The organism is Arthrobacter sp. H-02-3 (assembly GCF_003097355.1).
Classification (GTDB): Bacteria; Actinomycetota; Actinomycetes; order Actinomycetales; family Micrococcaceae; genus Arthrobacter; species Arthrobacter humicola.
On sequence record NZ_PYUI01000007.1, the window covers coordinates 52,203 to 75,635 of the forward strand.

18 protein-coding genes and 1 tRNA gene are annotated in these 23,433 nt (G+C 65.2%); 7 read left to right on the forward strand and 12 right to left on the reverse strand.

The genetic code is table 11. From position 1 onward, the window contains the following. Positions 1–12: 12 nt before the first annotated feature. Together C9424_RS08895 and C9424_RS08900 are read right to left on the reverse strand one after the other, a co-directional pair. Positions 13–498 carry a GtrA family protein gene (locus tag C9424_RS08895; RefSeq protein WP_116766522.1) on the reverse strand — a complete coding sequence of 162 codons (486 nt, stop codon included), beginning with the start codon at positions 496–498 and terminating at the stop codon, positions 13–15. 4 nt (positions 499–502) lie between these two features. Beyond that, positions 503–1,177 (reverse strand): DUF1684 domain-containing protein, encoded by a 675-nt coding sequence (locus tag C9424_RS08900; RefSeq protein WP_116766523.1) that lies wholly within the window; start codon positions 1,175–1,177, stop codon positions 503–505. Positions 1,178–1,260: 83 nt separating this feature from the next. On the opposite strand from C9424_RS08900, the gene C9424_RS08905 reads away from it, so the two are divergent. Both C9424_RS08905 and C9424_RS08910 read left to right on the forward strand, forming a co-directional pair. Next, positions 1,261–2,088 (forward strand): hypothetical protein, encoded by an 828-nt coding sequence (locus tag C9424_RS08905; RefSeq protein ID WP_237563371.1) that lies wholly within the window; start codon positions 1,261–1,263, stop codon positions 2,086–2,088. 73 nt (positions 2,089–2,161) lie between these two features. Beyond that, a complete protein-coding gene (locus C9424_RS08910; RefSeq protein WP_116766524.1) occupies positions 2,162–2,965 on the forward strand; it encodes a transglutaminase-like domain-containing protein in 804 nt (267 codons plus the stop codon). 81 nt (positions 2,966–3,046) lie between these two features. Here the strand turns inward: C9424_RS08910 and C9424_RS08915 are convergent, their stop codons facing one another. Both C9424_RS08915 and C9424_RS08920 read right to left on the reverse strand, forming a co-directional pair. After that, positions 3,047–3,508, reverse strand: a complete 462-nt coding sequence (locus C9424_RS08915; RefSeq protein WP_116766525.1) for a MarR family winged helix-turn-helix transcriptional regulator — start codon at positions 3,506–3,508, stop codon at positions 3,047–3,049. After that, positions 3,508–4,644, reverse strand: a complete 1,137-nt coding sequence (locus tag C9424_RS08920) for an LLM class flavin-dependent oxidoreductase (protein WP_091253517.1) — start codon at positions 4,642–4,644, stop codon at positions 3,508–3,510. The genes C9424_RS08915 and C9424_RS08920 overlap by 1 nt, the downstream gene beginning before the upstream one ends. A 625-nt stretch (positions 4,645–5,269) precedes the next feature. Here C9424_RS08920 and ectB point away from each other — a divergent pair. The 3 genes from ectB to C9424_RS08935 all read left to right on the forward strand — a co-directional run bounded on the left by ectB (position 5,270) and on the right by C9424_RS08935 (position 12,381). Beyond that, positions 5,270–6,541, forward strand: a complete 1,272-nt coding sequence (gene ectB, locus C9424_RS08925) for a diaminobutyrate--2-oxoglutarate transaminase (protein ID WP_116766526.1) — start codon at positions 5,270–5,272, stop codon at positions 6,539–6,541. 71 nt (positions 6,542–6,612) lie between these two features. Further along, complete coding sequence (locus C9424_RS08930; protein WP_116766527.1) at positions 6,613–8,079, forward strand: aspartate kinase; 1,467 nt, start codon at positions 6,613–6,615, stop codon at positions 8,077–8,079. Between the two features lie 15 nt (positions 8,080–8,094). Continuing rightward, the gene (locus C9424_RS08935) at positions 8,095–12,381 is read left to right on the forward strand and encodes a Pls/PosA family non-ribosomal peptide synthetase (RefSeq protein ID WP_116766528.1); all 4,287 of its coding nucleotides are present in this window, start codon (positions 8,095–8,097) and stop codon (positions 12,379–12,381) included. Here C9424_RS08935 and C9424_RS08940 read toward each other — a convergent pair. From C9424_RS08940 to bcp, 6 genes are all read right to left on the reverse strand, one after another. Then, positions 12,378–15,572 carry an efflux RND transporter permease subunit gene (locus C9424_RS08940; RefSeq protein WP_116766529.1) on the reverse strand — a complete coding sequence of 1,065 codons (3,195 nt, stop codon included), beginning with the start codon at positions 15,570–15,572 and terminating at the stop codon, positions 12,378–12,380. The two genes, C9424_RS08935 and C9424_RS08940, sit on opposite strands and share 4 nt — an antisense overlap. A 169-nt stretch (positions 15,573–15,741) precedes the next feature. Next, positions 15,742–17,244 (reverse strand): malate:quinone oxidoreductase, encoded by a 1,503-nt coding sequence (locus C9424_RS08945; protein WP_116766530.1) that lies wholly within the window; start codon positions 17,242–17,244, stop codon positions 15,742–15,744. Between the two features lie 79 nt (positions 17,245–17,323). Next, positions 17,324–18,994: an ABC transporter substrate-binding protein gene (locus C9424_RS08950; protein WP_237563373.1), complete on the reverse strand. Its 1,671-nt coding sequence runs from the start codon at positions 18,992–18,994 to the stop codon at positions 17,324–17,326. A gap of 227 nt (positions 18,995–19,221) precedes the next feature. Further along, a complete protein-coding gene (locus C9424_RS08955; RefSeq protein ID WP_116766531.1) occupies positions 19,222–19,890 on the reverse strand; it encodes a fasciclin domain-containing protein in 669 nt (222 codons plus the stop codon). A 229-nt stretch (positions 19,891–20,119) separates the two neighbouring features. Then, positions 20,120–20,201: transfer RNA gene (locus C9424_RS08960), tRNA-Leu, on the reverse strand. A gap of 60 nt (positions 20,202–20,261) precedes the next feature. Continuing rightward, positions 20,262–20,738 (reverse strand): thioredoxin-dependent thiol peroxidase, encoded by a 477-nt coding sequence (gene bcp / locus C9424_RS08965; RefSeq protein WP_116766532.1) that lies wholly within the window; start codon positions 20,736–20,738, stop codon positions 20,262–20,264. Between the two features lie 100 nt (positions 20,739–20,838). Here bcp and C9424_RS08970 point away from each other — a divergent pair, with 100 nt between their 5' ends. Beyond that, the gene (locus C9424_RS08970; protein WP_237563374.1) at positions 20,839–21,348 is read left to right on the forward strand and encodes a MarR family winged helix-turn-helix transcriptional regulator; all 510 of its coding nucleotides are present in this window, start codon (positions 20,839–20,841) and stop codon (positions 21,346–21,348) included. Between the two features lie 92 nt (positions 21,349–21,440). On the opposite strand, the gene C9424_RS08975 is transcribed toward C9424_RS08970, so the two are convergent. Beyond that, complete coding sequence (locus C9424_RS08975; protein WP_116766533.1) at positions 21,441–21,872, reverse strand: hypothetical protein; 432 nt, start codon at positions 21,870–21,872, stop codon at positions 21,441–21,443. 371 nt (positions 21,873–22,243) lie between these two features. Here C9424_RS08975 and C9424_RS08980 point away from each other — a divergent pair, with 371 nt between their 5' ends. Further along, positions 22,244–22,681, forward strand: coding sequence for a universal stress protein (locus C9424_RS08980; protein ID WP_116766534.1), 438 nt, complete (start codon positions 22,244–22,246; stop codon positions 22,679–22,681). 50 nt (positions 22,682–22,731) lie between these two features. Here the strand turns inward: C9424_RS08980 and C9424_RS08985 are convergent, their stop codons facing one another. Next, the gene (locus C9424_RS08985; RefSeq protein ID WP_116766535.1) at positions 22,732–23,358 is read right to left on the reverse strand and encodes a DUF2510 domain-containing protein; all 627 of its coding nucleotides are present in this window, start codon (positions 23,356–23,358) and stop codon (positions 22,732–22,734) included. Between the last annotated feature and the right edge of the window lie 75 nt (positions 23,359–23,433).

Sequence of the window (23,433 nt, forward strand, 5' to 3'; positions counted from 1 at the left end):
GCGGGGGTGACGCTAGCGGTGGCGGGCGCGGCGGAAGATCCAGTGCCGCAGCATCGTGAACCGCACCGCGGTGGCGGCGAAGCCGGAGAGGGTAGTGGTCCAGAGCTCTTCGGCCACCGTGGCCTCGGGACGGACCCAGTGCAGGACGGCCAGGCTGCCGCCGGTGATCAGCAGTGCCACAAGGATCACGATCAGGCCGTTGAGGTGGTCGCGCTTCATCCGGCGGCGTTCGGTGATCTTGAATGTCAGGCGCCGGTTGAGTGCGGTGTTCATGAAGGAGGTCAGGACCAGGGCCGTCGCGTTGGCCGGCTGGGCACCGAACCAGGGCCGGGACAGGGCGTACAAGGCCAGGGACGTCAGCGTGCAGACAACGCCGACGCCCGTGAACCGGAGGAGCTGCCGGACCACGGGGTAACGCAGGATTCCGCGGTGGCGCCGGGTGTTCGGCCCGCGGACGACGCCGGGTGCGGGGGACTGCTGTTCGAGCTGGGACTCCATCCGCTCAGTACAGTTCGCCCACGGGGATGTCCACGGCCAGCCGGTTGGCCGGACCCGCAAGGGGACAGGCCCACGCTTCGTTGTAGGCGCACGAGGGGTTGTAGGCGAAATTGAAGTCCAGGATGAATTCGGCGTCGGGCCCGGAGCCCCGCACACCGTGGAAAGCGCCCTTGATGGTATCCAGCAGGTAGCGTCCGGCCCCGTAGCTGCCGCCCGGCTGACCGGCCGTGGCATCACGGAACGGCACGAAGATGCCGCCCCCGTAGCCCCTGAGCTTCCAGACCGCGAGCTGTCCCATCTCGGGAAGATCGAACGTACCCAGCCGGACAAACCGCACCAGGCCGTCGGTCCCGGTCTCCACGTTCATTTCCCGGCCTGCGCCTTCCAAGGTCAGGGGAACATAGAACCGGTAGATCGGATCGTAGTCCGCCGTCTTCAATCCGCCGAAGCTCGCCTTGGCCTCGGCGGTCAGCGCGGACGCAGGGTGCGTGCCGAACATGCGGTCCCGCTCCTGGCGCCAGTAGGAATGGGCCTCCGCCGGGCTGTCGGCCGCGATCTTGCGCGTGGTGGCGTACAGGGCAAAGGTGCGCAGCCGCCAGTCCGCGATATCGAGCGCTGACATGCCTGCAGCATCACCGTGCTCCCCAAAATGCGTTCCGTCAAAGTGCTGTTCGGCCATGCCCCCAGCGTATCCGCTTTCCCTGTGCCGTATTTCTGCCCCGGATCCCGGCGCTGGACCAGGACCCAAGCTACGCTGACTCCATGACTGGGAGGGACCTCGCTCAAGGATCAGGCACCGCCAAAGGATCAGGCACCACCGGGACTCGGAACGCCGCGCTGCGCGCCGGCGTCGCGCTCGCGGTCGCGGCGGTGGCGCTCTCGGGCTGCAGCAGCGACGGCAAAGGGGCGCCCGTGTGGACGGCCGGCAGCAGCGCAACGGAAAGTACGACGTCGGCTCCCGCCCAGAGCCCGACGCCGTCCGCCAGCGTTTCCACCACCCCGGGCTCCACGGCGTCGGCCTGGAAACTCTTCACCGATCCGGCAAAGACCGTCAGTTTTGAGGTGCCGCAGGACTGGATTGTCCAGTCCGTTGCCCCCGACGCCGGCACGCTCCCGGGCGCACTGAAAATCGAGGTCAAAGACGCCAAGGGCGCCTATCTGGCCACCCTCCAGACGGGGCTCGCGCCGCAGCCCGTCCCCGCCTGCTCGGACGGCGACGCGCGGAACTACGTCGTGGTCAGCAGCGTGCCCGTCGACCTGCCGCACCGGGGCGGCGAGGGGACCATCGATCCGCACGTGGTGTTCCGGGTCATCCAGGGCTACAAGTACTTCGGCTCCTACGGCATCACGAACGTGGTGGGCGGGGCCGGCGGCAAGAGCTGCGCGCTGCCGAACGTGGTCCGCGGCCCGGACGGCAAGGGCGACTATTCCTTTGCCGACCTGACGGTGCTCAAGCCGTTGGCTCCGGACCAGAAGGTCGCTCCGGCAAAGGCGTTCGACACCCTTGACCAGGCCGCCAAGTACGTTAACGACGGGTCCGAATTTGCCAACGTCCAGCGGATGCTAATGTCTCTGAAGATCAAAAACTAGTCCCGCACACCCGCACATCCCCGGGCCGTCGACGGCGACTTCACCTTGCCCTCACCTCACATCCCGGAGATACATGGAACGCACTGTAGCCGCCCGCCTGGCCTTCAAAACCGTCGCCGAGACCAAGGTGGCGCTCGCCGTGGCCGTGGCCCGGAACGCCGGGTACGACTCCCTGGAAGAGTCGCTGTCGGTGACCGCGGGCGGCGGGCAGGTGCCGCTGACGGAGCTCTCGGACCACCACGGCGGGCGGTTCCACTACATGGAATTCGCCGAACCCGCAGAAGTCCTGGTGGAGTACTCGGCCACGGTCACCGGTGTAGCTCTGCCCGAAGAACCGGGCCTCATGGAACTGATCCGGTATGTCCGGCCCAGCCGCTACGCGGAGTCTGACCGGCTGCTGCCCACAGCGTATGCCGAATTCGGCGGCCTTCAGGGCGAAGAGCTGCTCCACGCTGTCCGCAACTGGGTCTTCAGCGAACTGCGCTATGTCAGCGGTTCCTCGCGGGGGACCGACGGCGCCGTCGAAACGCTCCTGCACCGTCGTGGTGTCTGCAGGGACTTCGCCCACCTCGCCATTGCCCTGCTGCGGTCCAAGAACGTCCCGGCCCGGCTGGCGGCCGTGTATGCGCCGGGCTTGACCCCGATGGACTTCCACGCTGTGGCCGAAGCACACATCAACGGAGCCTGGCACATCATCGACCCCACCGGCCTGGCACCGCGGGAAAGCATGCTGAGAATCACGGCCGGGCGCGATTCCTCGGACACAGCTTTCCTCTCGACGGTGGGCGGAAGCCTGTCCCTGCAGGACATCAAAGTCACCGCGATCGTGGATGTGCTGCCGGTGGAAGACCCGGCGAAGCTCGTCGCCATCCGGTAGGCACCATATGCAAAGGCGCCCCTTCCGGACGTTTCCGGAAGGGGCGCCTTTGCGAGCCGGCAGCCGGCCGGCCGGCCACCGTCAGCGCGCGGCGACCGAGGCGCGGAGCTTCTCGGTCAGCCGCAGCAGTTCCTGCTGTTCGGCGGCCGAGAGAGCCGGCCCCACCAGGGCGGCGATGTCCCGGACGTGCTCCCGGCCGATCTGCTTCTGCAGGTCTCTTCCGGCATCTGTGAGCCGGATCAGGATGCCCCGGCCGTCGTCGGGGGCCGGCGTCCGTTCCACGAGGCCGCGCTTTTCGAGCCGCTCCACCAGCCGGCTCAGGCTCGACTGGCTCAGCAGGACGTTGTCGTTGAGCTCGTTCAGGCGCAGCCATCCGGAGGGGCAGCGGGAGAGCGTGAACAGGACGTCGTATTCATTGAGGGCCAGGGCTTTGAACGCCGGTGCCGCCTGTAGCTTGCGCATCACCGCCACCTGGGCGCGGAACAGTGATTCCCAGGTTTCCGCGGCGAGGCGCACCGGCGATTCTGTGGTCTTGGCGTGCATCACGCGTCCTGGCTGGTGGTCTCTGTCGCTGTCTCTGCCGCTGCGCCGTCGCCGGTGCCCGCGGCCAGCGCGGCGGCTACCCGGCCGGCGTGCGTGGGAGGCTCGGGGACATGCGCGGGCTTGAGTGCGGCGTATTCCCGGCGGAGCACCGGCAGGACCTCTTCGCCGAACAGGTCCAGCTGCTCCAGGACCGTCTTCAGCGGCAGGCCGGCGTGGTCGATCAGGAAGAGTTGGCGCTGGTAGTCGCCAAAGTATTCCCGGAACGTGAGGGTCTTCTCGATGACTTCCTGCGGGCTGCCGACCGTCAGCGGGGTCTGGGAGGTGAAGTCTTCCAGCGACGGGCCGTGGCCGTACACCGGGGCGTTGTCGAAGTAGGGGCGGAACTCCTTGACGGCGTCCTGGGAGTTCTTCCGCATGAAGAACTGGCCGCCGAGGCCCACGATGGCCTGGTCCGCCTTGCCGTGGCCGTAGTGCTCGTAGCGCTCGCGGTAGAGGCCGATCAGCTGCTGGTAGTGCTCCTTGGGCCAGAAGATGTTGTTGGCGAAGAAGCCGTCACCGTAGTAGGCGGCCACTTCGGCGATCTGCGGCGTGCGGATGGAGCCGTGCCACACGAAGGGGGCGACGCCGTCGAGCGGGCGGGGCGTGGACGTGAAGTTCTGCAGCGGGGTGCGGTGTTTGCCGGACCAGTTGACGGTGTCCTCATCCCAGAGGCGGCGCAGCAGGCTGTAGTTCTCGATCGCAAGTTCGATCCCGTCCTGGATGTTCTTGCCGAACCAGGGGTAGACGGGTGCCGTGTTGCCGCGGCCCAGCACCAGGTCCACGCGGCCGTCCGCGAGGTGCTGGAGCATCGCGAAGTCTTCCGCGATCTTGACCGGGTCATTGGTGGTGATCAGCGTGGTGGCCGTGGACAAGATGATGCGCTCTGTCTGGGCAGCGATGTAGGCCAGCGTGGTGGTGGGGGAGGAGGAGAAGAACGGGCGGTTGTGGTGCTCGCCGATGGCATAGACATCCATGCCGATCTCTTCGACCTTCTTGGCGATCGCCACAGACGCCTTGATGCGCTCGTGCTCGGTGGGGGTGCGGCCCGTGGTGGGGTCGGTGGTGATGTCGCTGACGCTGAAGACGCCGATCTGCATGATGTGCCTTTCCATGGCCGGTGATCCGGGAACTGTTTCCACTATAACCGAGTTACATGCATTTGCATGTATCGGTGGGTACAACGCCCGGAGCGGCCGGATATTCCCTTACCTTGCGGCTGCGGCCATCCTGGCTGCTGACACCCTGCTGCCACGAAGCCTGCGGCACCCTCGCCAACACCAACCCGGACCTGCTCAAGGAAATGTCCGGTGGGCCTGACGTCCGCGACCGTGTCAGACGCCAATGTCCGGAAGGGTTGATGCAACAACGCAAGGGCCGGACGTCCTTATTCGACATTGCCAGGCGCTGGCAGAATTGTTGGATCTCCACCGAATCGGGTAGTCCACCAGCCGTTTGGGTGGAAAAAACAAGTACCTAATACTCAGGTGCTGAGAGCTGCCTGAGACTAGCCTAGGCATAGCAACACATTCGGGCAGGCATTAGCTGCCACGTTCACGTATGGAAATACTCCATTGGTGAAAAAAATACGGGCTCCGTGGGAGCAGTGATCAGCACGCCGCAGATGTCGTGCTGCATCCTTCCGTTGCCCGTCATCCGGGAGCCTGAGCTGAATCCACGCTCGGGACACTTCGCTAGTCGCAGAAGTACGGGGGACATCGAAAGATGGACATCTTTGAAACTTTGGAATCTGAAGTCCGCTGCTATTGCCGCAGCTGGGACACCGTGTTTGAGCGGGCCGCCGGCAGCACCCTCTACGGTGAGGATGGCAGGGAATATCTGGACTTCTTTTCCGGGGCCGGAGCACTGAACTACGGCCACAACAACCCGGTACTGCTCCGGCCGCTCGTGGATTACCTACTTTCCGGCGCCATCGTTCATTCGCTCGACATGAAAACGCCTGCCAAGCGGCGCTTCCTGGAATCATTCCAGGAGCTCATCCTCAAGCCCCGGCATTTGGACTACAAAGTAATGTTCCCCGGTCCCACCGGAACAAACTCAGTGGAAGCGGCCCTGAAGCTGGCGCGTAAAGTCACCGGCCGGCAACATATCCTCAGCTTCACCAACGCATTCCACGGGATGACCCTGGGCTCATTGTCGGTGACCGGCAATTCCATGAAACGGCAGGGCGCCGGTGTGCCGCTGACGAATGCATCGAGCATGCCCTATGACGGATTCTTCGACGGTCAGACGCCGGACTTCCTGTGGCTCCGGCACGCGCTGGAGGACAGCGGATCCGGACTCGACAAACCCGCCGCCGTGATCGTGGAAACGGTCCAGGGCGAGGGCGGGCTCAGGGCCGCCCGGGCATCGTGGCTCCAGGGCCTCGCGGAGCTATGCCACCAGCATGACATCTTGCTCATTGTTGACGATGTACAGGCCGGTTGCGGACGCACCGGAACATTCTTCAGTTTCGAGGATGCGGCTATAACCCCGGATATCGTCTGCCTGTCAAAATCCATTTCCGGCTTCGGGCTGCCCATGGCACTGACACTGTTCAAGCCCGAGCTGGACATCTGGAAACCCGGCGAGCATAACGGAACATTCCGGGGCCACAACCCCGCCTTCGTCACCGGAGCCGCTGCCCTGGAGCACTACTGGCAGGACGGCAGGTTCGAGTCGCATGTCGCGGGGCTCATTACGCAACTGCACGAGGGGCTTTCGCAGATCGCGACCGGCATCGACGGCGCCACCGTCCGTGGCCGGGGCCTGCTCGCCGGTGTCTACTACCCCCACCCGGGGACTGCGGAAAAGATCGCGGCTGAGTCGTTCGCCCGTGGGCTGCTCGTGGAAACGTCGGGTCCGCAGGGTGAGGTCATCAAGGCAATGCCCGCGCTGACCATGAGCCACGAGAACCTGCGGAAGGGACTCGATATTCTCGCCGGGGCCGCAGAGGCCGTCACCGGCGTTCCTGTCGCCTTGGCATCCACTGTTTGATCATCCGCACGGACGCCCCGACAGTGGGGCAAGGACCGCTCGCAAGAATCGAAGTAGATTTCGGGGGAGAAATGGGTACCCGCAAAGCCACAGCGGCTAACGATGGCGATCCAGCGGAAACAGCACGGGGCATCCCCCCGGGAAGTGTCCCCCCGGGAAGCGTCATCGTGCAAAAGTTCGGTGGTTCGTCGCTGGCCGATGCCGCAGGCATCATCCGTGCCGCCGAGCGGATCGCCAAGACGCGTGAGGAGGGATTCCGGGTAGTTGCGGTGGTGTCCGCCATGGGCGACACCACGGATGATCTCTGCGACCTGGCGGCCGAAGTTTCCACCCGGCCGCTTCCCGGCGACCTCGATGCCCTCCTGAGCGTCGGCGAACTCGTATCCTCGGCACTCCTGGCGATCGCACTGGCAGATCTGGGCCAGGTGCCGCGGACGTTCACCGGCAGCGCGGCCGGCTTCATCACCGACAACATTCACGGCAAGGCGCACATCACTGATGTCAGGCCGGGCCGTGTCCGCACGAGTCTGGCCCGCGGCGAAGTGCCGATCGTTGCTGGATTCCAGGGCAGAACCAAGAAGCGGCGGAAAATCACCACCCTCGGGCGCGGTGGTTCGGATCTCACCGCGGTGGCGCTTGCCGCGGCACTGGGCGCCGGTATTTGCGAGATCTACACGGATGTTGACGGTGTCTATACCGCGGACCCGCGTGTTGTCCCGACAGCGCGCAAGCTGGACGTCCTCTCAAGCGAAGAGATGCTTGAATTCGCGGCCTCCGGGTGCAAGGTACTTCACCTGCGGTGCGTGGAATATGCCCGCCGGTTCGGTATTCCGATCCATGTCAGGTCCTCTTTCGTGCCGGAAGCAGGAACCTTGATTCTGCCTGGCCTTGACCGCGGTGCGCTGCGCCCGCCCGCGGGCGAGCAACCCGTGGTGACTGCGGTAGCCGGGGTCAACTCGGCGTCGAAAATTATCGTCGTTGGCATTCCGGACGAACCGGACAGCATTTCGCGCATCTTCCAAGTGCTCTCGCGGTCCGGGGCCAACGTCCAGACGGTCGTCCAGACACCGGCCGGCACGGGGTCGCGGCGCTCGGACGTTGCCCTGATCCTTCCGGCAGCCCAGGCGGCGCAAGCCCTTTCCGTGTTGAACGCGGCCAAGGGAGCCATCGGATTTCAGGGTCTGCAGCACGACAGCGAGATGGGCAGAGTGTCCGTCACCGGCCTGGGCATGAGGTCCTCGCCGGAAATCTTCTGCACATTCCTGAAGGCCCTTTCCGACGCCGATGTGGGCCTCGATCTGGTCGATATGTCGGAGACCTGCCTGGGGGCCGCGACGCCCACCGACCGGCTCGCGGATGCCGAACGGGCCGTTCGCCTGGCGTTTGGCATGGCGACGGCGGACGGGGCGGCGGCGACGGGTCGCATGGGCACTCTCGTGCCCGCCGGCGGCCGCCCGGTCGGCACCTGGATTGCGATATCCGGCAAAGACAGGACGGCTGTCGCGCGAGGCGACAGAGCCGTGGCACGTCACTTCTAGCGAAGGAGCTAAAGGATGGGCAAGACCGCGAGGATCGGCAACGGCCTCACCCGGCCCCCTGAGTTGCGCGGAAAGATGTCGGTGAACGGCGGTTCTGAGGGGGGAACGATCCTCACATCGGCCGCACCGGATCAAACCGCCCGCTGGCAGCGGGGGGAGCGGCTGGACCAGCTGTTTGAGGATCGCTGCGACCGCCTGCGGGAACAGGGGCTGGAGGATCAGGTCGCCGTGGATTCAGGGGACATCGTCCTGACGTATCTGCAACTGGATGAACGCGCGAACCAGCTGGCGCGGCATCTCCTGGTGTGTGGTGCCCGCCCGGGTGACCGCATTGCGTTGCTGTTCGACCAGCCGTGGCGTGCCTACGTGGCGATGCTCGCCGTCCTGAAGATCCACGCGGCCTATGTTCCCCTGGACGCCGGATTTCCCCCCGACCGTCTCCAGTACATTGTGGAAGACGCCAATGTGGCGATGATCCTGTCACTGTCGCACCTGAAGGACTTGATGCCCGAAGTGGCCGCTGTGACGGTGTGTCTCGACGATGTACAGGCCCAGGTCGACGCCAAGGACCCCTCGCGCCTGAACGGTGCGGCCAAGGGCGGAACCAAGGATGAGCTGGCGTACATCATCTACACGTCCGGCTCGACGGGCCGGCCGAAGGGTGTGGCGGTGGACCAGGCCAGCATCTGCAATTTTGTCCGGGTGGCCGCTGACGTCTACGGCATGGAGCCCACGGACCGCGTGTATCAGGGCATGACGATCGCCTTTGATTTTTCGGTGGAGGAAATCTGGGTTGCCTGGATGGTGGGAGCGACCCTGGTACCTAAACCCGGACGCTCCAGCATGCTGGGCGCCGAGCTCGCGGAGTACTTGCAGGCGAAACGGATCACAGCCCTTTGCTGTGTTCCAACCCTGCTGGCCACCCTTGAGGATGATCTGCCCGGTCTCCGGTTTCTCCTGGTCTCCGGGGAGGCCTGCCCGCGGGATCTCGTCCAGCGCTGGCACCGCCCGGGTCGTCGATTCCTGAATGTCTACGGCCCGACCGAAGCGACGGTGACTGCCACCTGGTCCCTCCTTGACCCGGACACGCCCGTGTCCCTCGGCGTGCCCCTGCCCACCTACACGGCCGTCATTGTTGATCCCGTGGAGCCCCGGGCCCTGCCGGCGGGCGAAACCGGGGAAATCGGCTTGGCAGGAGTGGGGCTGGCACGGGGCTACGTCAACCGGCCGGACCTGACGGAGCGGGCCTTCATCCCGGACTTCCTGGGCATCAAGAACAACCCCTCCGGCCGGATCTACCGCACCGGGGATCTCGGACGGATCAACGACGACGGAGACCTCGAGTACTTCGGACGGATCGACACGCAGGTCAAGATACGCGGCTACCGCATCGAGCTGAGCGAAATAGAATCCGTCCTCCTGCAACTGCCCGGAATTGCGCAGGCAGTCGTTCAAACCTATGAACCGGAACCCGGAACGGTGGAACTGGCCGCCTACTACACCCTCCGCCATGACATCACGGGCGTTGATGCCCATGACCTCCACCGGATGCTGCGCACCAGGCTTCCCGGGTACATGGTTCCGGCCTATTTTGAACAACTGGATGCCCTGCCCATGATGGCCAGTGACAAGGTGGACAGGAAGCGGCTGCCCCGGCCGGAGCACAGGATCAGTCAGGCGGCCGCCGGTTCCTACACCGCCCCGACGACTCCTGCCGAAGAGGCCCTGGCGAAGCAGCTGGGCGCAGTGCTGGGCCTTGACAAGGTGTCCACAGACGCCCACTTCTTCAACGACCTGGGGGCTGACTCCTTGCTGATGGCGCGCTATTGCGCCCGCATCAGAAAAGAAACCGCCCTGCCGCCGGCAGCAATGCAGGACATCTACGAGAACCCCACGGTCCGGCAGCTCGCCACGTGCCTGGAAGCCAGGCACAGCGCATCGGTTCTCAGCGCGGCCGTGCCGGACACCGGCACTGCGGTCCCGGCACCGATGCCCCAGGCCAGCTCGTTCAGCTACTTCATGTGCGGGGTTATCCAGCTGCTGATTTTCCTCGGCTACACCACGTACGCGGCTTTCCTGTTGGTTATCGGCTTCCAGTGGACGTCCGGGGGAAGCAACCTGTTGGACATGTGGGTGCGGTCGATCGGTTTTGGCGCCGCCATGTTCGTGATCCTTTCCGTAACCCCGATCCTCGCAAAGTGGATTCTGGTGGGGCGGTGGAAGCCGGGGCACATCCGACTATGGAGCCTGGCCTACCTGCGGTTCTGGACCGCGAAGACCCTTACCCGCGCAAACCCCCTTGTGCTTTTCGTGGGCTCGCCGCTCTACGTGCTCTACCTGCGGCTCCTGGGGGCCAAGATCGGCAAGGGCGTGGTGATCTTCTCCCGGAAGGTGCCCGCCTGCCCGGACCTGCTCACTATCGGTGACAATACGGTAATCCACAAGAACTCTTCGTTGCTCTGCTTCCGGGCGCGTTCAGGCATGATTGATATCGGTCCAGTGACCTTGGGGAGAAATGTCCTGGTGTCGGAGAAGACCACCTTGGACATCGGCACGTCAATGGGGGACGACACCCAGCTGGGCCACAGCTCGTCGTTGCAGACGCCGCAGGCCGTGCCCGACGGGCAAGTCTGGCACGGTTCACCGGCGGCGCGCACCACCACCGAATACCGGCGGGTCCCGCCCATGCGGTGCAGCACGCGCCGGAGGGTGATTTTCAGTCTGCTCCAGCTATTCAACCGGCTCGTCCTGGTGGCTCCGGCCGTCATCCTCGCGCTGGCGGCGCTCCTGCCGCCCTATCTGAGCACCGGGCACCTGCAGCTGGGCGCCATGAGCTTCTTTGCCGACGTCTTTGCCGTCACGCTGGTGCTCTTTGTTGTCGGATTGATCACCGGGCTGATCACGGTCTTCACCGTCCCGCGTTTGCTTAACCGCTTCATCAAGCCGGACAAGGTCTATCCCTTGTACGGGGTGCACTTCACCATCCAACGGATGATCTCCCGTCTCTCGAACGTCAGGCTGTACAAAGACGTCTTCGGCGACAGTTCCTACATCGTGCACTATCTGAAGGCCCTGGGTTACAACCTTGGGAAGGTGGAACAAACAGGATCGAATTTCGGCCCCACGCTGGCCCATGAGTCCCCGTTCCTGAACTCCGTGGGGACCGGAACGATGGTCGCGGACGGCCTGAATATGATGAACGCCGACTTCTCCAACACCTCGTTCCGCCTGTCGACCGTCCGCCTCGCCGGCCACAACTTCCTCGGCAACGCCATCACCGTTCCGATTGGATCCCGGGTCGGGGAGAACTGCCTGCTGGCCACGAAAGTGATGATTCCGATCGACGGTCCGGTTCGGTCGGGTGTGGGGCTGCTGGGGTCGCCTCCGTTCGAGATTCCGCGGTCGGTTCAGCGTGACGCCCAATTTGATGACCAAAAGATCGAGGAGGCGAGGAACCGGGCCTTACCGGCAAAAAACCGGCACAACATCGTGAGCATGGTGCTGTTCCTGGCCGTGCGCTGGGTCCTGCTATTTGTCGCCACGCTCTGCAGCGCCGTTGCCGTGTCGGCTTTCAGTCTTGTCGGCGTGCCGGCGATCGCCGCCATGATGCTCGCCCTGCTGGTGTTCCGCGTATTGGTTGCCGTGCTTGCCGAGCGTTCGGTCATGGGCTTCCGCCGCCTGAAGCCGCAATACTGCTCCATCTACGATCCTTACTTCTGGCGGCACGAACGCCTCTGGAAGCTCCTGGCCATGCCGGCGTTCAACGGGACGCCCTTCAAGCCCCTGATCTGGAGAATGCTGGGCGTCAAAGTCGGCAAACGGCTCTACGATGCAGGCGCCAACCTGCCGGAGAAAACGCTCGTGGCAATCGGTGATGACTGTGCCTTCAATGAAGGAACCACCATTCAGGGTCATTCCATGGAAGACGGCGCGTTCAAGTCCGATCACATCGTGATCGGCAACCGCTGCTCCCTCGGCGTGGATTCCTGGGTCAACTACGGGGTGACGATGCACGACGGCTCAGTGCTGGGGGCCGACGCTCTCCTGATGAAGGGCGAAGACGTCCCGGAAAATGCAACATATACCGGCAATCCGGCGCGCGAAGTGATGACCCCCGCCATACCCGAGCCGCGTCCTGCCGGAATCCCCGGCGCACCCCGCAACGGCGGACCCCGCCATGCCGGCCCCCGCCACAGGGACGCCGTCGAGCCGGCCGGTGGCCTGCTCAGGCTGTCAAGGGGGACCCACAGGCCGCACAGGGCAGCGCGGGCCAAGGCTGGGGCACCGGGATCCCACTCCTAGCGCGAACTGCTGGGTACGGGAGCGTCCTCGGGCAAATCGTCAGGGAAACCGTCGGGGACATCTTTGGCCACGGCCGGCCCGGAATGGCGTCCCCGGGGGAGCGACTTCTGCAGCGCCTTCCGCTCACGACGCCCTTCCACGAGCCGGTACAGCACCGGCACCAGAATGAGCGTGAGCGCGGTGGAGGAGATCAGGCCGCCGATCACCACGATCGCCAGGGGCTGGGAGATGAACCCCCCGCCGCCGGTCAGGCCCAGCGCCATCGGCGTCAAGGCGAACACTGTGGCGAGGGCTGTCATGAGGATGGGGCGGAGGCGCTGGCGGGCGCCGTGGGTGATCGCGTCCGCCACGTTCATTCCGGGTTCGCCGTTGCGCGGCTGGCGGTACTGGTTGATGAGGTCGATCAGCACAATCGCGTTGGTCACCACGATGCCCACGAGCATCAGCATGCCGATCAGTGACGGCAGCCCCAGCGGCACCCCCGTCACGACGAGCAGGGCGATGGCTCCCGTCGCCGCGAACGGGATGGAGACCAGCAGGATCAAAGGCTGCACGAGGGACTTGAACGCAGCCACCATGATCACGTAGACGATCGCGACGGCGGCCAGCAGCGCGAGCCCCAGCTGGCGGAACGAATCGGCCTGCTGCGTCGTGGCGCCGCCGATCGTGGCGGTAACCCCCGGCGGGAGCTGGACTGACGTGAGCCGGTTCTGGACTTCCGTGCTCACCGCACCAAGGTTCGCGCCCGACGGCGTCACGGAAACCTTCGCGGTGCGCTGGCCGTTGCTGGCGGTAATGGAGACGGGGACGTCGACCTGTTCCACGGAGGCGATGCTGCCCAGCGGCACGGCGCCGGCCGCCGTCGGGAGCGGGATCTGCCGGATGGCGTCGATGCTCGTGAAGCGGGTGCCCTCGCCGATCCGGACCGGGAAGTCGTCGGTGTCGATCCGCACCGTCCCCGCGGGAATAGGGCTGATCGTGGCGGCCAGGACCCCGGCCACGCGCTCTTCGTTCAGGCCGGCCGCGACGGCCTTGGCCCGATCCACCTTGACCTGGACTACCGGCTGGCTGGCGGCCAAGTTGGTGGCCACCTCGCTGCTGCCGGGGACCCCGTCCATGGCCTTGACCATCACGTCACTGGCGGTCCGGAGGTCAGCGGTCGTGGCGGCTTTGAGGGTGATATCCACGGTGGAGGACGTGCCGAAGCCGCCTTGCTGGGAACCGACGGTGATCTTGCCTACGTCGCCGAGCTTGGCGAGCTCGGCGCGGACTGTGTCCTGGAGCTTGTCCTGGTTGGCCTTTTCGTCCGTTACCACCGTGAATGTCGAATTCGACGCGCCGGCGGATAGAAGGGCCGAGAAACCGGTCTGGGCGTTGCCGGTGGTGGACTGGACGTCCTGGATCCCGTCGATGCCCCGCAGCACGTTCTCGACCCTGATGGCCGAAGCGCTGGCATCGGCAAGGCTCGTGCCGGCCGGCAGGGCCTGCCGGACGGTCATGCTGTTCTCGCCGGAACGGCCCAGCAGGTCGGTGGCGAGAAGCGGGGACATCGCCACGGTGGCGCCGAGCACCAGGGCGGCGGCGACGAGCGTGAGGACCGGATGGCGCTGCGTGCCGGACAGGACGGGCAGGTAGCCGCGCTGAAGCAGCGTGCGCTGCTCGGCCTCGTGCGCCTTGGCGGCAATGCCAGCGGCAGAACCGGCCGGGGAGTCCGTGACGGCGGGCGCGCGCAGGAACCAGTACGCCAGCACCGGCACGATGGTGAGCGAGACCAGCAGCGAGGAGAGCAGGGCGATGGTCACCGTGAGGGCGAAAGGCCGGAACAGCTCGCCGGCCAGATCACCGACGAAGGCGATCGGCAGGAAGACGGCCACGGTGGTCAGGGTCGACGCCGTGATGGCGCCGGCGACTTCGCGGATCGCCGTCACAATGGCGGTGATCTTGTCCTCGCCGTAGCTCAGGTGGCGCTTGATGTTCTCGATGACCACGATCGAGTCGTCCACCACGCGGCCGATCGCAATCGTGAGTGCTCCGAGGGTAAGGATGTTCAGGGAATAGCCGGTCGCCGAAAGCCCGATGAAGGTGATCAGCAGGGACAACGGGATCGACACGGCGGTCACCAAGGTCGCGCGCACGGACATCAGGAACACCAGGATCACCAGCACGGCGAAGCCCAGGCCCAGCAGGCCCTCGGTGGTGAGGTCCTTGATCGATTTCTCGATGAACGGCGCCTGGTCGAAGACCGGAGTGAACTTGGCGTTGGAGCCGAGTTCGGCCTCGAGCTGGGGGATGGCGTCCTTGACCGCATGGGAGATCGCGACGGTGTCGCCCTCGGGCTTCTTGGTCACGGACAGGGCGAGGGTTTCTTTGCCGTTCGTCCTCGTGATGGAGGTGCGGGCATCCTCGACGAGGCTGACATCGGCGACGCTGCCGATCGTTGCCGCGTTGCGGGCGGCGCCCAGGGGCAGGGCTTTGATCGCGTCGAGGGAGTCCACCGGGCTGCCGATCTGCAGCGAGAGGGTCTTGCCCTGCTCTTCGACGGTGCCGGCCGGAACCAGCGAACCGTTGTTCTTCAGCGCATCACTGATGGACTGGATGCTCGCGCCGGACGCCGCCATGTCCCGGGGCCGCGGCAGGATCTGGATGTGCTGGGTGGCGCCGCCGGTGACGTCGGCGCCCCTCACGCCGTCGAGCTTCTGCAGTCGGGGGACACTGAGCCGGGCGAGATCGGCGTTGAGTTCGCTGAGCGGCTTGTCCGAGGACACGGCGAGGAACACGATCGGGAAGTCGCTGATGCTGCCGGCGATGGCCTGCGGCTGGACGTCCTTCGGCAGGGCCTGCTGGGCGTTGGAGATGGCCCGGTCGATCTGGTTGCGGGCCCGGTCCAGGTTGGTGCCGTACGTGAACGCCAGGGTGATCTGTGAGACGCCGTTGCGGGACGTGGACGACGTCGACTCCAGCCCCTCGACGCCGTTGAGCGCCGTTTCCAGCGGAGCGCTGATCTGCTTGTCCACGACTTCCGGAGACGCACCGGGCATCGAGGTGATCACCGTGATCTGCGGGAATTCGATGGACGGGATGAGCTCCTGCTTCAGCGAGGACATCGTGATCACGCCGAACACCGAGGCGAACACCGTGACCAGTGCGATCAGGGCCCGGTTGGCGAGGGACAGCTTGGCGAGCCGGAACATCTCATAGTCTCCTGGCGGGTCGACGACGTATTGCACAGATGTACTGCATAGACGTACTGCACAGATGTAGTGCCCAGATGTACTGCGCAGCCCTGGTGCACAACGGGAACAACATAAGCGTTGCGGCGGCTCCCAAACCAGGGGCCGCCGCGGCCCGCGCCCGGAGGGTTTAGCTGTGGGCGGCGACTTGTTCAAGCTGCAGCGTCTTGGCCGTCTCGGCTTCCAGCTGCGCGGCGAGCTCAGGGTTGTCGTTGAGCTTGATACCGTAGCCGGGCATCATGTCCTTGAGCTTGGACTGCCAGCCCTTGAAGTTCTTGGGGAAGGACTTCTGGAGCAGTTCGATCATGATCGGCACGGCCGTGGACGCGCCGGGGGAAGCGCCGAGCAGGGCTCCGATGCTGCCATCGCGTCCGGCGATGACCTCGGTGCCGAACTGCAGCACGCCGCCCTTCTTGGGGTCCTTCTTGATGATCTGGACCCGCTGGCCGGCGGTGATGAGCTCCCAGTCGCCGTCCTTGGCCTCGGGGTAGTACTCGCGCAGGGCCTCGACCTTGTCGCCGTGGCGCTTGGCGACCTCCTTGACCAGGTAGGCGGTGAGGTCCATGTTGTCCTTGGCCACGGCCAGCATCGGGATGATGTTGGACGGGCGGATTGACAGCGGCAGGTCCAGGTAGGAGCCGTTCTTGAGGAAGTTCGTGGAGAAGCCCGCGTACGGGCCGAACAGCAGGGAGCGCTTGCCGTTGACGTAGCGAGTGTCCAGGTGCGGTACGGACATGGGCGGGGCGCCGACCGATGCCTGGCCGTAGACCTTCGCGCTGTGCTGGGCCGCGATGGTCTCGTCGGTGCAGCGGAAGAACTGTCCGGAGACCGGGAAGCCGCCGAAACCCTTGCTTTCGGGGATTCCGGAGGCCTGCAGCAGGTGGAGGGCGCCGCCGCCCGCGCCGACAAACACGAACTTCGCGTGGATCGAGCCGTGCTCGCCGCTGCGGGGGTGCTTCAGCGAGAGGTCCCAGCCGCCGTCGGACGCCCGCTTGATGTCGCTGACGTTGTGGCCGTAGTTGATCTCGACGCCGTTGTTGCCGAGGTAGGTGGTCAGTTCCCGGGTCAGGGCGCCAAAGTCGACGTCGGTGCCCTCGGCGGCGCGGGTTGCCGCGACGCGCTGCTTGGGGTCGCGGCCCTTGACGATCAGCGGGGCCCACTTGGCGATCTGGGCCTGGTCCTCGGAGTACTCCATGGAACGGAACAGCGGGTTCGGCTTGAGCGCCTCATAGCGGGTGCGGAGGAACTTGGAGTGGTCCTCGCCGATCACGAAGCTCATGTGCGGGACGGTGTTGATGAAGCCCTTGGGGGAGCCGATCAGGGAATTCGAGACGAGATGGGACCAGAACTGGCGGGACAGCTGGAACTGCTCGTTGATGTTCAGGGCCTTGCCGGGGTCCACCGAGCCGTCTTTGGCTGCGGGGGAGTAATTAAGCTCACATAGGGCGGCGTGCCCGGTGCCGGCGTTGTTCCAGGGGCCGGAGCTTTCCAGCCCGGGCTCGTCGAGCCGTTCGAACAGCGAGATGGTCCAGTTCGGCTCAAGCTGCTTGATGAAAGCGCCGAGCGTGGCGCTCATGATGCCGCCGCCAATCAGGACGACGTCGGCATGTTGGGTCTTGGAAATGAAAGTCACAATCAGTCTCCGATAGCAGCGGCTCTGGCTGTCACAGAATATCCCCGCACGGCCCACTAACTGAAATTGGGCCCGGGCGTCAAGGCTTTAGCTCGACCTTTGTGAAAACTTCGTTCAACACCGGGGACGCCGGGTACTTCAGGACCCGATCGGACAAGGCCAGGGCCGAGATCGGGAAGGCAATGGGAACCGCGGGCACCGTGGCCGCGATCTGCGCATTGATGGTCTGGTACTCGGCCGTGCGGTCCTTGCCGTCCGGTAATCCCCGGGCCCGGGCGATCTTGGAGAAGACCTGGGGATCCTGGTAGCCGAATTCGCCGGTGTCCTCGCCGAACAGCGGACCAACGAAGTTGTCGGGGTCGGAGTATGAGCCGTTCCAGCCGAGCAGGTGCAGGGCGTGGTCGCCGGGCGAGGTGACCTTCTGCAGGTAGCCGTCGGTCCAGTCCACGGGCACCGGTTTGATGTTGAGCCCGACGGCGGTCAGTTGCCGGCTGATCTCGGCGTACACCTTTTCCGGCGTCGGCAGGTACGGCCGGGTGACGTTGAGCGGGTAGTAGAACTTCAGTTCCTCGCCCTTGTAGCCGGCCTCGGCCAGGAGTTCCTTAGCCTTGTCCGGGTTGTAGCCGAGCGACGGGGCGTTGTTGTTGAAGCCGCTGAGCTTGGGCGGAACGAACTGGGATGCCTGCGCGGTGTTGTCGATGAAGAACCGCCGGATCAGGGTGTCCTTGTCCAGCGCCATTTCAATCGCCTGGCGCACCTTGAGGTTCTGCAGGATCGGAACCTGCTGGTTCATGCCCAGGTACATGACGGAGAAGGGGTCCCGCTGGATGATCTGTTTGCCGCTCTTGACCAGCTGGTCGAAGTTCCCCACGGTGACGGCGTCGTAGGCGTCGATCTTGCCGTCGAGAAGAGCCTGCATCCGGGTCTGCGGGTTGTCGTAGGTCACGAACTTGATGGTCCCGATCTGACCTTTGTCCCCCCAGTAGTTCTTGTTGCTGGTCAGGGTGACGCTGCCGGTGTCCCAGGAACCAAACGAGTAGGGGCCGGTGCCCACCGGGTGGAGGCCGTAGGCGGACACGGGCTGGCCGCCGCGGCTCTGGTCCAGGACGTCCGCGTGTCCGGCAGCGAGGGCCTGCGGGGAGGACATCGCGAAGGCCGGGAGGGTGAGGGCCTGGAGAAATCCGGTGAAGGGCTGGGTGAGGTCGATCCTTACGCTGTCCGGCGCCACGGCGGTGCAGCTCTTGTAGATGGACAGCGGCGCCTGGTCGGCGTGGGCCTTGAAGACGCCCTTGAACGTGGTGCCAGTGGCCTGCTGGCGGAGGGCCGCGGGGAAGTTGAACCAGCGGTTGAAGTTGGTGCAGGCGGCGGCGGCATTGAACGGCGTCCCGTCCTGGAACGTGACCTTCTCGCGCAGCTTGAACGTGTACGCGCGGCCGTCATCGCTCTGGGACCACTCGGTGGCCAGCAGCGGTGTGGGCTCACCGGTGGTCTGGTCCACGCCGACCAGTCCTTCGAGGACCTGCCGGGTGACGCGGTAGGACTCGACGTCGGAGACCAGGGCGGGATCGAGCCCCAGCGGATCGGAGCCGGTGCCGAAGGTGAAGAGCGCGGTGGGCGCGGCGCTGGAGGCGGCCGAGGAGGTTGCGGAGCCGGGTGCCGGGCTGAGGGCGCCGGTGCAAGAGGCAAGCGGCAGCACAAGGAGAACGGCCCCGATGCTGGCGGCAATACGCCGCGCTATCTTGCTGGGCACTCTACTGCTGGGCACTGAAGGAATCACCTCTGGGAGCTGGATGGTCCGCCGGCTGCGGAACAGCCCCAGTCTAGTTGACGGCGGAGTCCGGGATCTTTTGCGGCGCACCGTCACGGGCCGCATGCGCCCGCAAAAGCGATGGCCCGCACCACGAGGTGCGGGCCATCGCTTCTCCTAGTGGTCCAGGGAGTCAGGCTGGAGCCGGGGCAGGAGTGCTTGGATGCTGCTTACTTGGGCATGAGGACGGAGTCGACCATGTAGACAGTGGCGTTGGCGGTCTGGACGCCGCCGCAAACAACGTTGGCGCCGTCGACCTTCAGGGCATCCTTGGTGCCGGTCACCGTGACGGAACCGCCCTCAACGGTCTTGTGGGTGCCGACGATCTGGTCCGGAGTGATCTTGCCGGGAACGACGTGGTAGGTCAGGATCTTGCTGAGCGTGGCGTCGTCCGTCTTGAGTGCTTCGATCGTGGCCGGGTCGATCTTCTTGAAAGCGTCATCGGTCGGGGCGAAGACGGTGAATTCACTGCCGTTCAGGGTGTCCACCAGGTTTACCTTGGGGTTGAGCTTGCCGGAAACGGCAGCGGTCAAGGTGGTGAGGACCGGGTTGTTGGACGCGGCGGTGGCTACCGGGTCAAGGGCCATGCCCGAGACGGAGCCGGCACCGCTGGGAACCTGGGCGGCGTAGGCGGCGCAGCCGGGCCCGACGAGGTTGGCGGCCGGATCCATCGCTGCGGCGGAGGTGCTCATGGACGGGGACGGCGCCGTGCTGGCTTCCGACGGTGCGGAGGAGGCAGGAGCTGCGCTGGAGCTGGATCCGCCGCAGGCAGTGAGGCTGAGCATGGCGGCGGCTGCGATACCTGCAACGGCGAACGTGGTGCGCTTGATGGTCTGCATTTCGGTTTCTCCTTTGTTGTGCCGATGGTTGCCGGCGGCGAACTTAGCCGCTGCGGCCCTTTCCCGACTGTTGGGCACCGACCCTTGGTTGGTGTCTCAATGGGTATTCGGCTGCTCGGAGGACGCGGATGGGTGAGGGGTTGAAATTCTTTTTCAACCCCGGGGAATCCCCGGAAAATCCGCTGTAAACGACGAGAACCCCGGTCCGAAGACCGGGGTTCTCTCTGTGTGCGCAAGGGGGGACTTGAACCCCCACGCCCGAAGGCACAGGAACCTAAATCCTGCGTGTCTGCCAATTTCACCACTCGCGCGCGGCGCCGTCGTCGTCCGGGGGGAAGAACCCCGGCGGCGGACGTCAGGCTCCATTGTACCTATTCGGCGTCGAGCTTCAGGTCCCGGCGGAGTTTCGCGACATGCCCGGTGGCCCGGACGTTGTACTGCGCGATCGTCACGGTGCCGTCGGGATCGACAACGATTGTGGAGCGGATGAGGCCCTGGTAGGTCTTGCCGTAGTTCTTCTTCTCGCCCCAGGCCGCATAGGCCTCCGCGACGGCGTGGTCTTCGTCGGAGAGAAGCGGGAACGTCAGCCCCTCGGCGGCGGCGAATTTTGCGAGCTTTCCGACCGGGTCGGGGGAGATGCCCACCACGTCATAGCCTGCCTGCTGCAGTGAGGCGAGGGAATCCCTGAAGTCGCAGGCCTGTTTGGTGCATCCCGGGGTGGAGGCCGCCGGGTAGAAGTAGATGACGGTGCTCCGGCCCCGGAAGTCGCGGAGGCTGACTTCCTGTCCTTCGGCGTTCTTGAGGGTGAAGTCCGGTGCTGCAGCACCGGGAATGAGTCGTTCAGGCACGGGTGTCTCCTTGGCGAAGTGCGGGATTAAGTGGCGTGATTATCCAGCGTAGTGAGCGGAATGGCCCCCGACGAATCCGCTGCTCGCTATACTCTTGGGTATGCCTGATATGGATCGCTGGCCCACGGGCCGCCTATTGTCCACGGCAGCACGTCTCGTAGAACACTCCTGGAACGAAAAATTGGGGGCCATTGGCCTGACCCATGCCGGGGTGATCGCCATGGAGGTGCTCTCGGCGAACGGGCCGATGACGCAAGCCCAACTAGCCCAGCTGGTGCGGGTCCAGGCCCAGACCATGGGCAAGACGCTGAGCCGGTTGGAAGCGCACGGCCACATTTCGCGGCAGCGCAGCGCCTCGGACCGGCGCAGCCAGGTGGTGTCGCTGACAGACCAAGGCCGCGAGGCCGTTACCGCCGCCGCGGACATGGAGCGCTCAGTGCTCGCCGCGACGCCGATTGACCCGGACGTGTTGCGCCAGGAGCTTCAAGCGGTGGTGCGGGTGCTGGCCACCAAGTCCACGTCTGCCGAGGTCAAGGCCATTGTCACTGCCGCGGATCCTGCCGTCGCCTCGGAGCCTGGTCTCGCGGCGAATGCCACCCCGCTGAACTAGCCACCCCGCACGGAAGACGAAGATGAGCAAGACGGCGGGAGAATTCCCGCCGTCTTGCTCAGTCCTATCCCCAGGCCCTTAGCGGCGCCCGGTCACCAGATTGTGTGGGGGTGGTGCTTGTTGTCCTTGTGCTTGTTGTCGTTGTGCCTGTTGTTGTTGTCGTGCCTGTTGTTGTTGTTGTCGTGCCGGTTTCCGTTATGGTCCCAGAATCCGTCCTTGTCATGCCGGCAGCCGTCGTGGCCGGTCCACGAGCCATTGTGGTCGTTGTCGTCACGCCAATTGCCGTTGTCGTCACGCCAGCCCCACCCGTCGCCGTTGTCATGCCACCGGTCCTCACCGTCCCACCAGCCGTTATTGGTATCGTGCTGGTGGTTGTCCCGCATCTGGTGCCGGTGTTCGAACGAAGATTGATTCCAAGAGATGTTGGAAGTAGTCACAGCGGCGCTGGCGGGCAGGGCGCTGGCGCCCAAACCCAATGCCGCCGTGACAGCAGTTGTTCCGATGATGCGAATAGCCTTGTTCATTACCTTGATCCTTAGAGGGGATCGACGCCCCCATTTCTCCCGCCGACGCACGGCCCACGCAAGGCCGGCCTGGCGTCGGCGGGAGCCCGCGTCTCTGGACGCGATCCCAGACAGGGAATCGGGGAGTCGACATGATAAACACTGGAGTTTTCCGCCCGGGAACTTGGCCGGGGGTCTGCGGTCCGGGTCTGCGGGACCGGTGTCGTTCCGGGATCGTTGCCCGGAGCACCTTCCCAGTCAACGCGCGGTTTCGGGCTCTCGACAGGGACTAAAGTCCCTGCTTCCCATGCTGTTTGGGGGATGTCCGGACGCGGGCCGCGAGAGGATGATGGTGCCAACCAGAGAGCCTCAACCGGGTCGGAGGAAATGGTATGGCTATCAGCAGTCCGTTCGTGGTCGTCGTAGGGGTCGACGGCTCCACAGAGTCCCAAGCAGCCCTCGATTGGGGCATCCAGGAGGCAAAGCTCAGGAACGGACAAGTGATTGTCCTGGCTTCGTGGCACTACCCCTACGTCACGGATGCCGCGGGCCAGGCCTGGGACTACGCCGGCTTCGAGCGCGACGCACAGACAATCCTCAACGACGAACTTGAGCGCGTGGCCGATCAGGGGGTTCCGGTCACCGGGCGTCTTGTCGAGGGCAATGCGGCGGCCGCTCTTGTGGAGGCGTCGCGCGAAGCGGACCTGCTGATTGTCGGTTCCCGTGGCTTGGGCGGGTTTACGGGGATGCTGCTGGGCTCCGTGTCCTCCCAGCTGGCTCACCACGCCCGGTGTCCGCTCCTGATCATCCGGACAGGAGATGAAAGCTAGGCACCTGTCCCGGACGCAGCCTATGTCTACGCTGCCTACGTCTACGCTGCCTAGATCGACGCCGCCTGGTTCGCCAGGGTGGCCACAAGCGAGGACATCTTGAAGCCGACCAGCACCACCGCGAGGACCGTTACGCCGATCGTGGCCCACACCGGGGCGAGCCCGCGCCGCGGCGCCACCTCGTGGACAATCACGGAACGGCCGATGACGTAGACCTCCCTGCTGAGGAATACCCACGCCCAGTGAAACGGCCTGACAACGCCGTCCTTGCGCAGCTTGTCCCAGTCCAGATAGGCCAGGAGGGCGGAGACGCCGTACACCAGGAAGCCGCTGGCCACCAGCAGGAAGTACGGCGTTGTAAAGATCGACGCCGGATCAACGGTCTGGACCTGCCGTGCACCGACGGTCCGCAACCGGATCGCCGGGTTCCAGAACATCAGCAGAATGAGCGGCACGAGCGGCAGGGCCACGATCGTCCAGACGTACGCGTTGTAGACAGGTGTCCGGTCACTGATGCGTCTCCGGGGTTCTACCGGTCGCGGGGTCTGGCCCTGGAACTGCGGTGCGTTGAATTGCCCGGTCCACGCCGTACCGTTCCACCATTGAAGCCGGCCCGATCCGGCAGGGTCCGGATACCAGCCAGGACCGGGGGTTGACGTGCTGGGCGGGACGGTCATGGCTGTTCATCCTTTTCCGGTGCGCGGGCGATCTCTGTTACTGAGACTGAGCGTACATCGGGGCGGCGGTGGTAG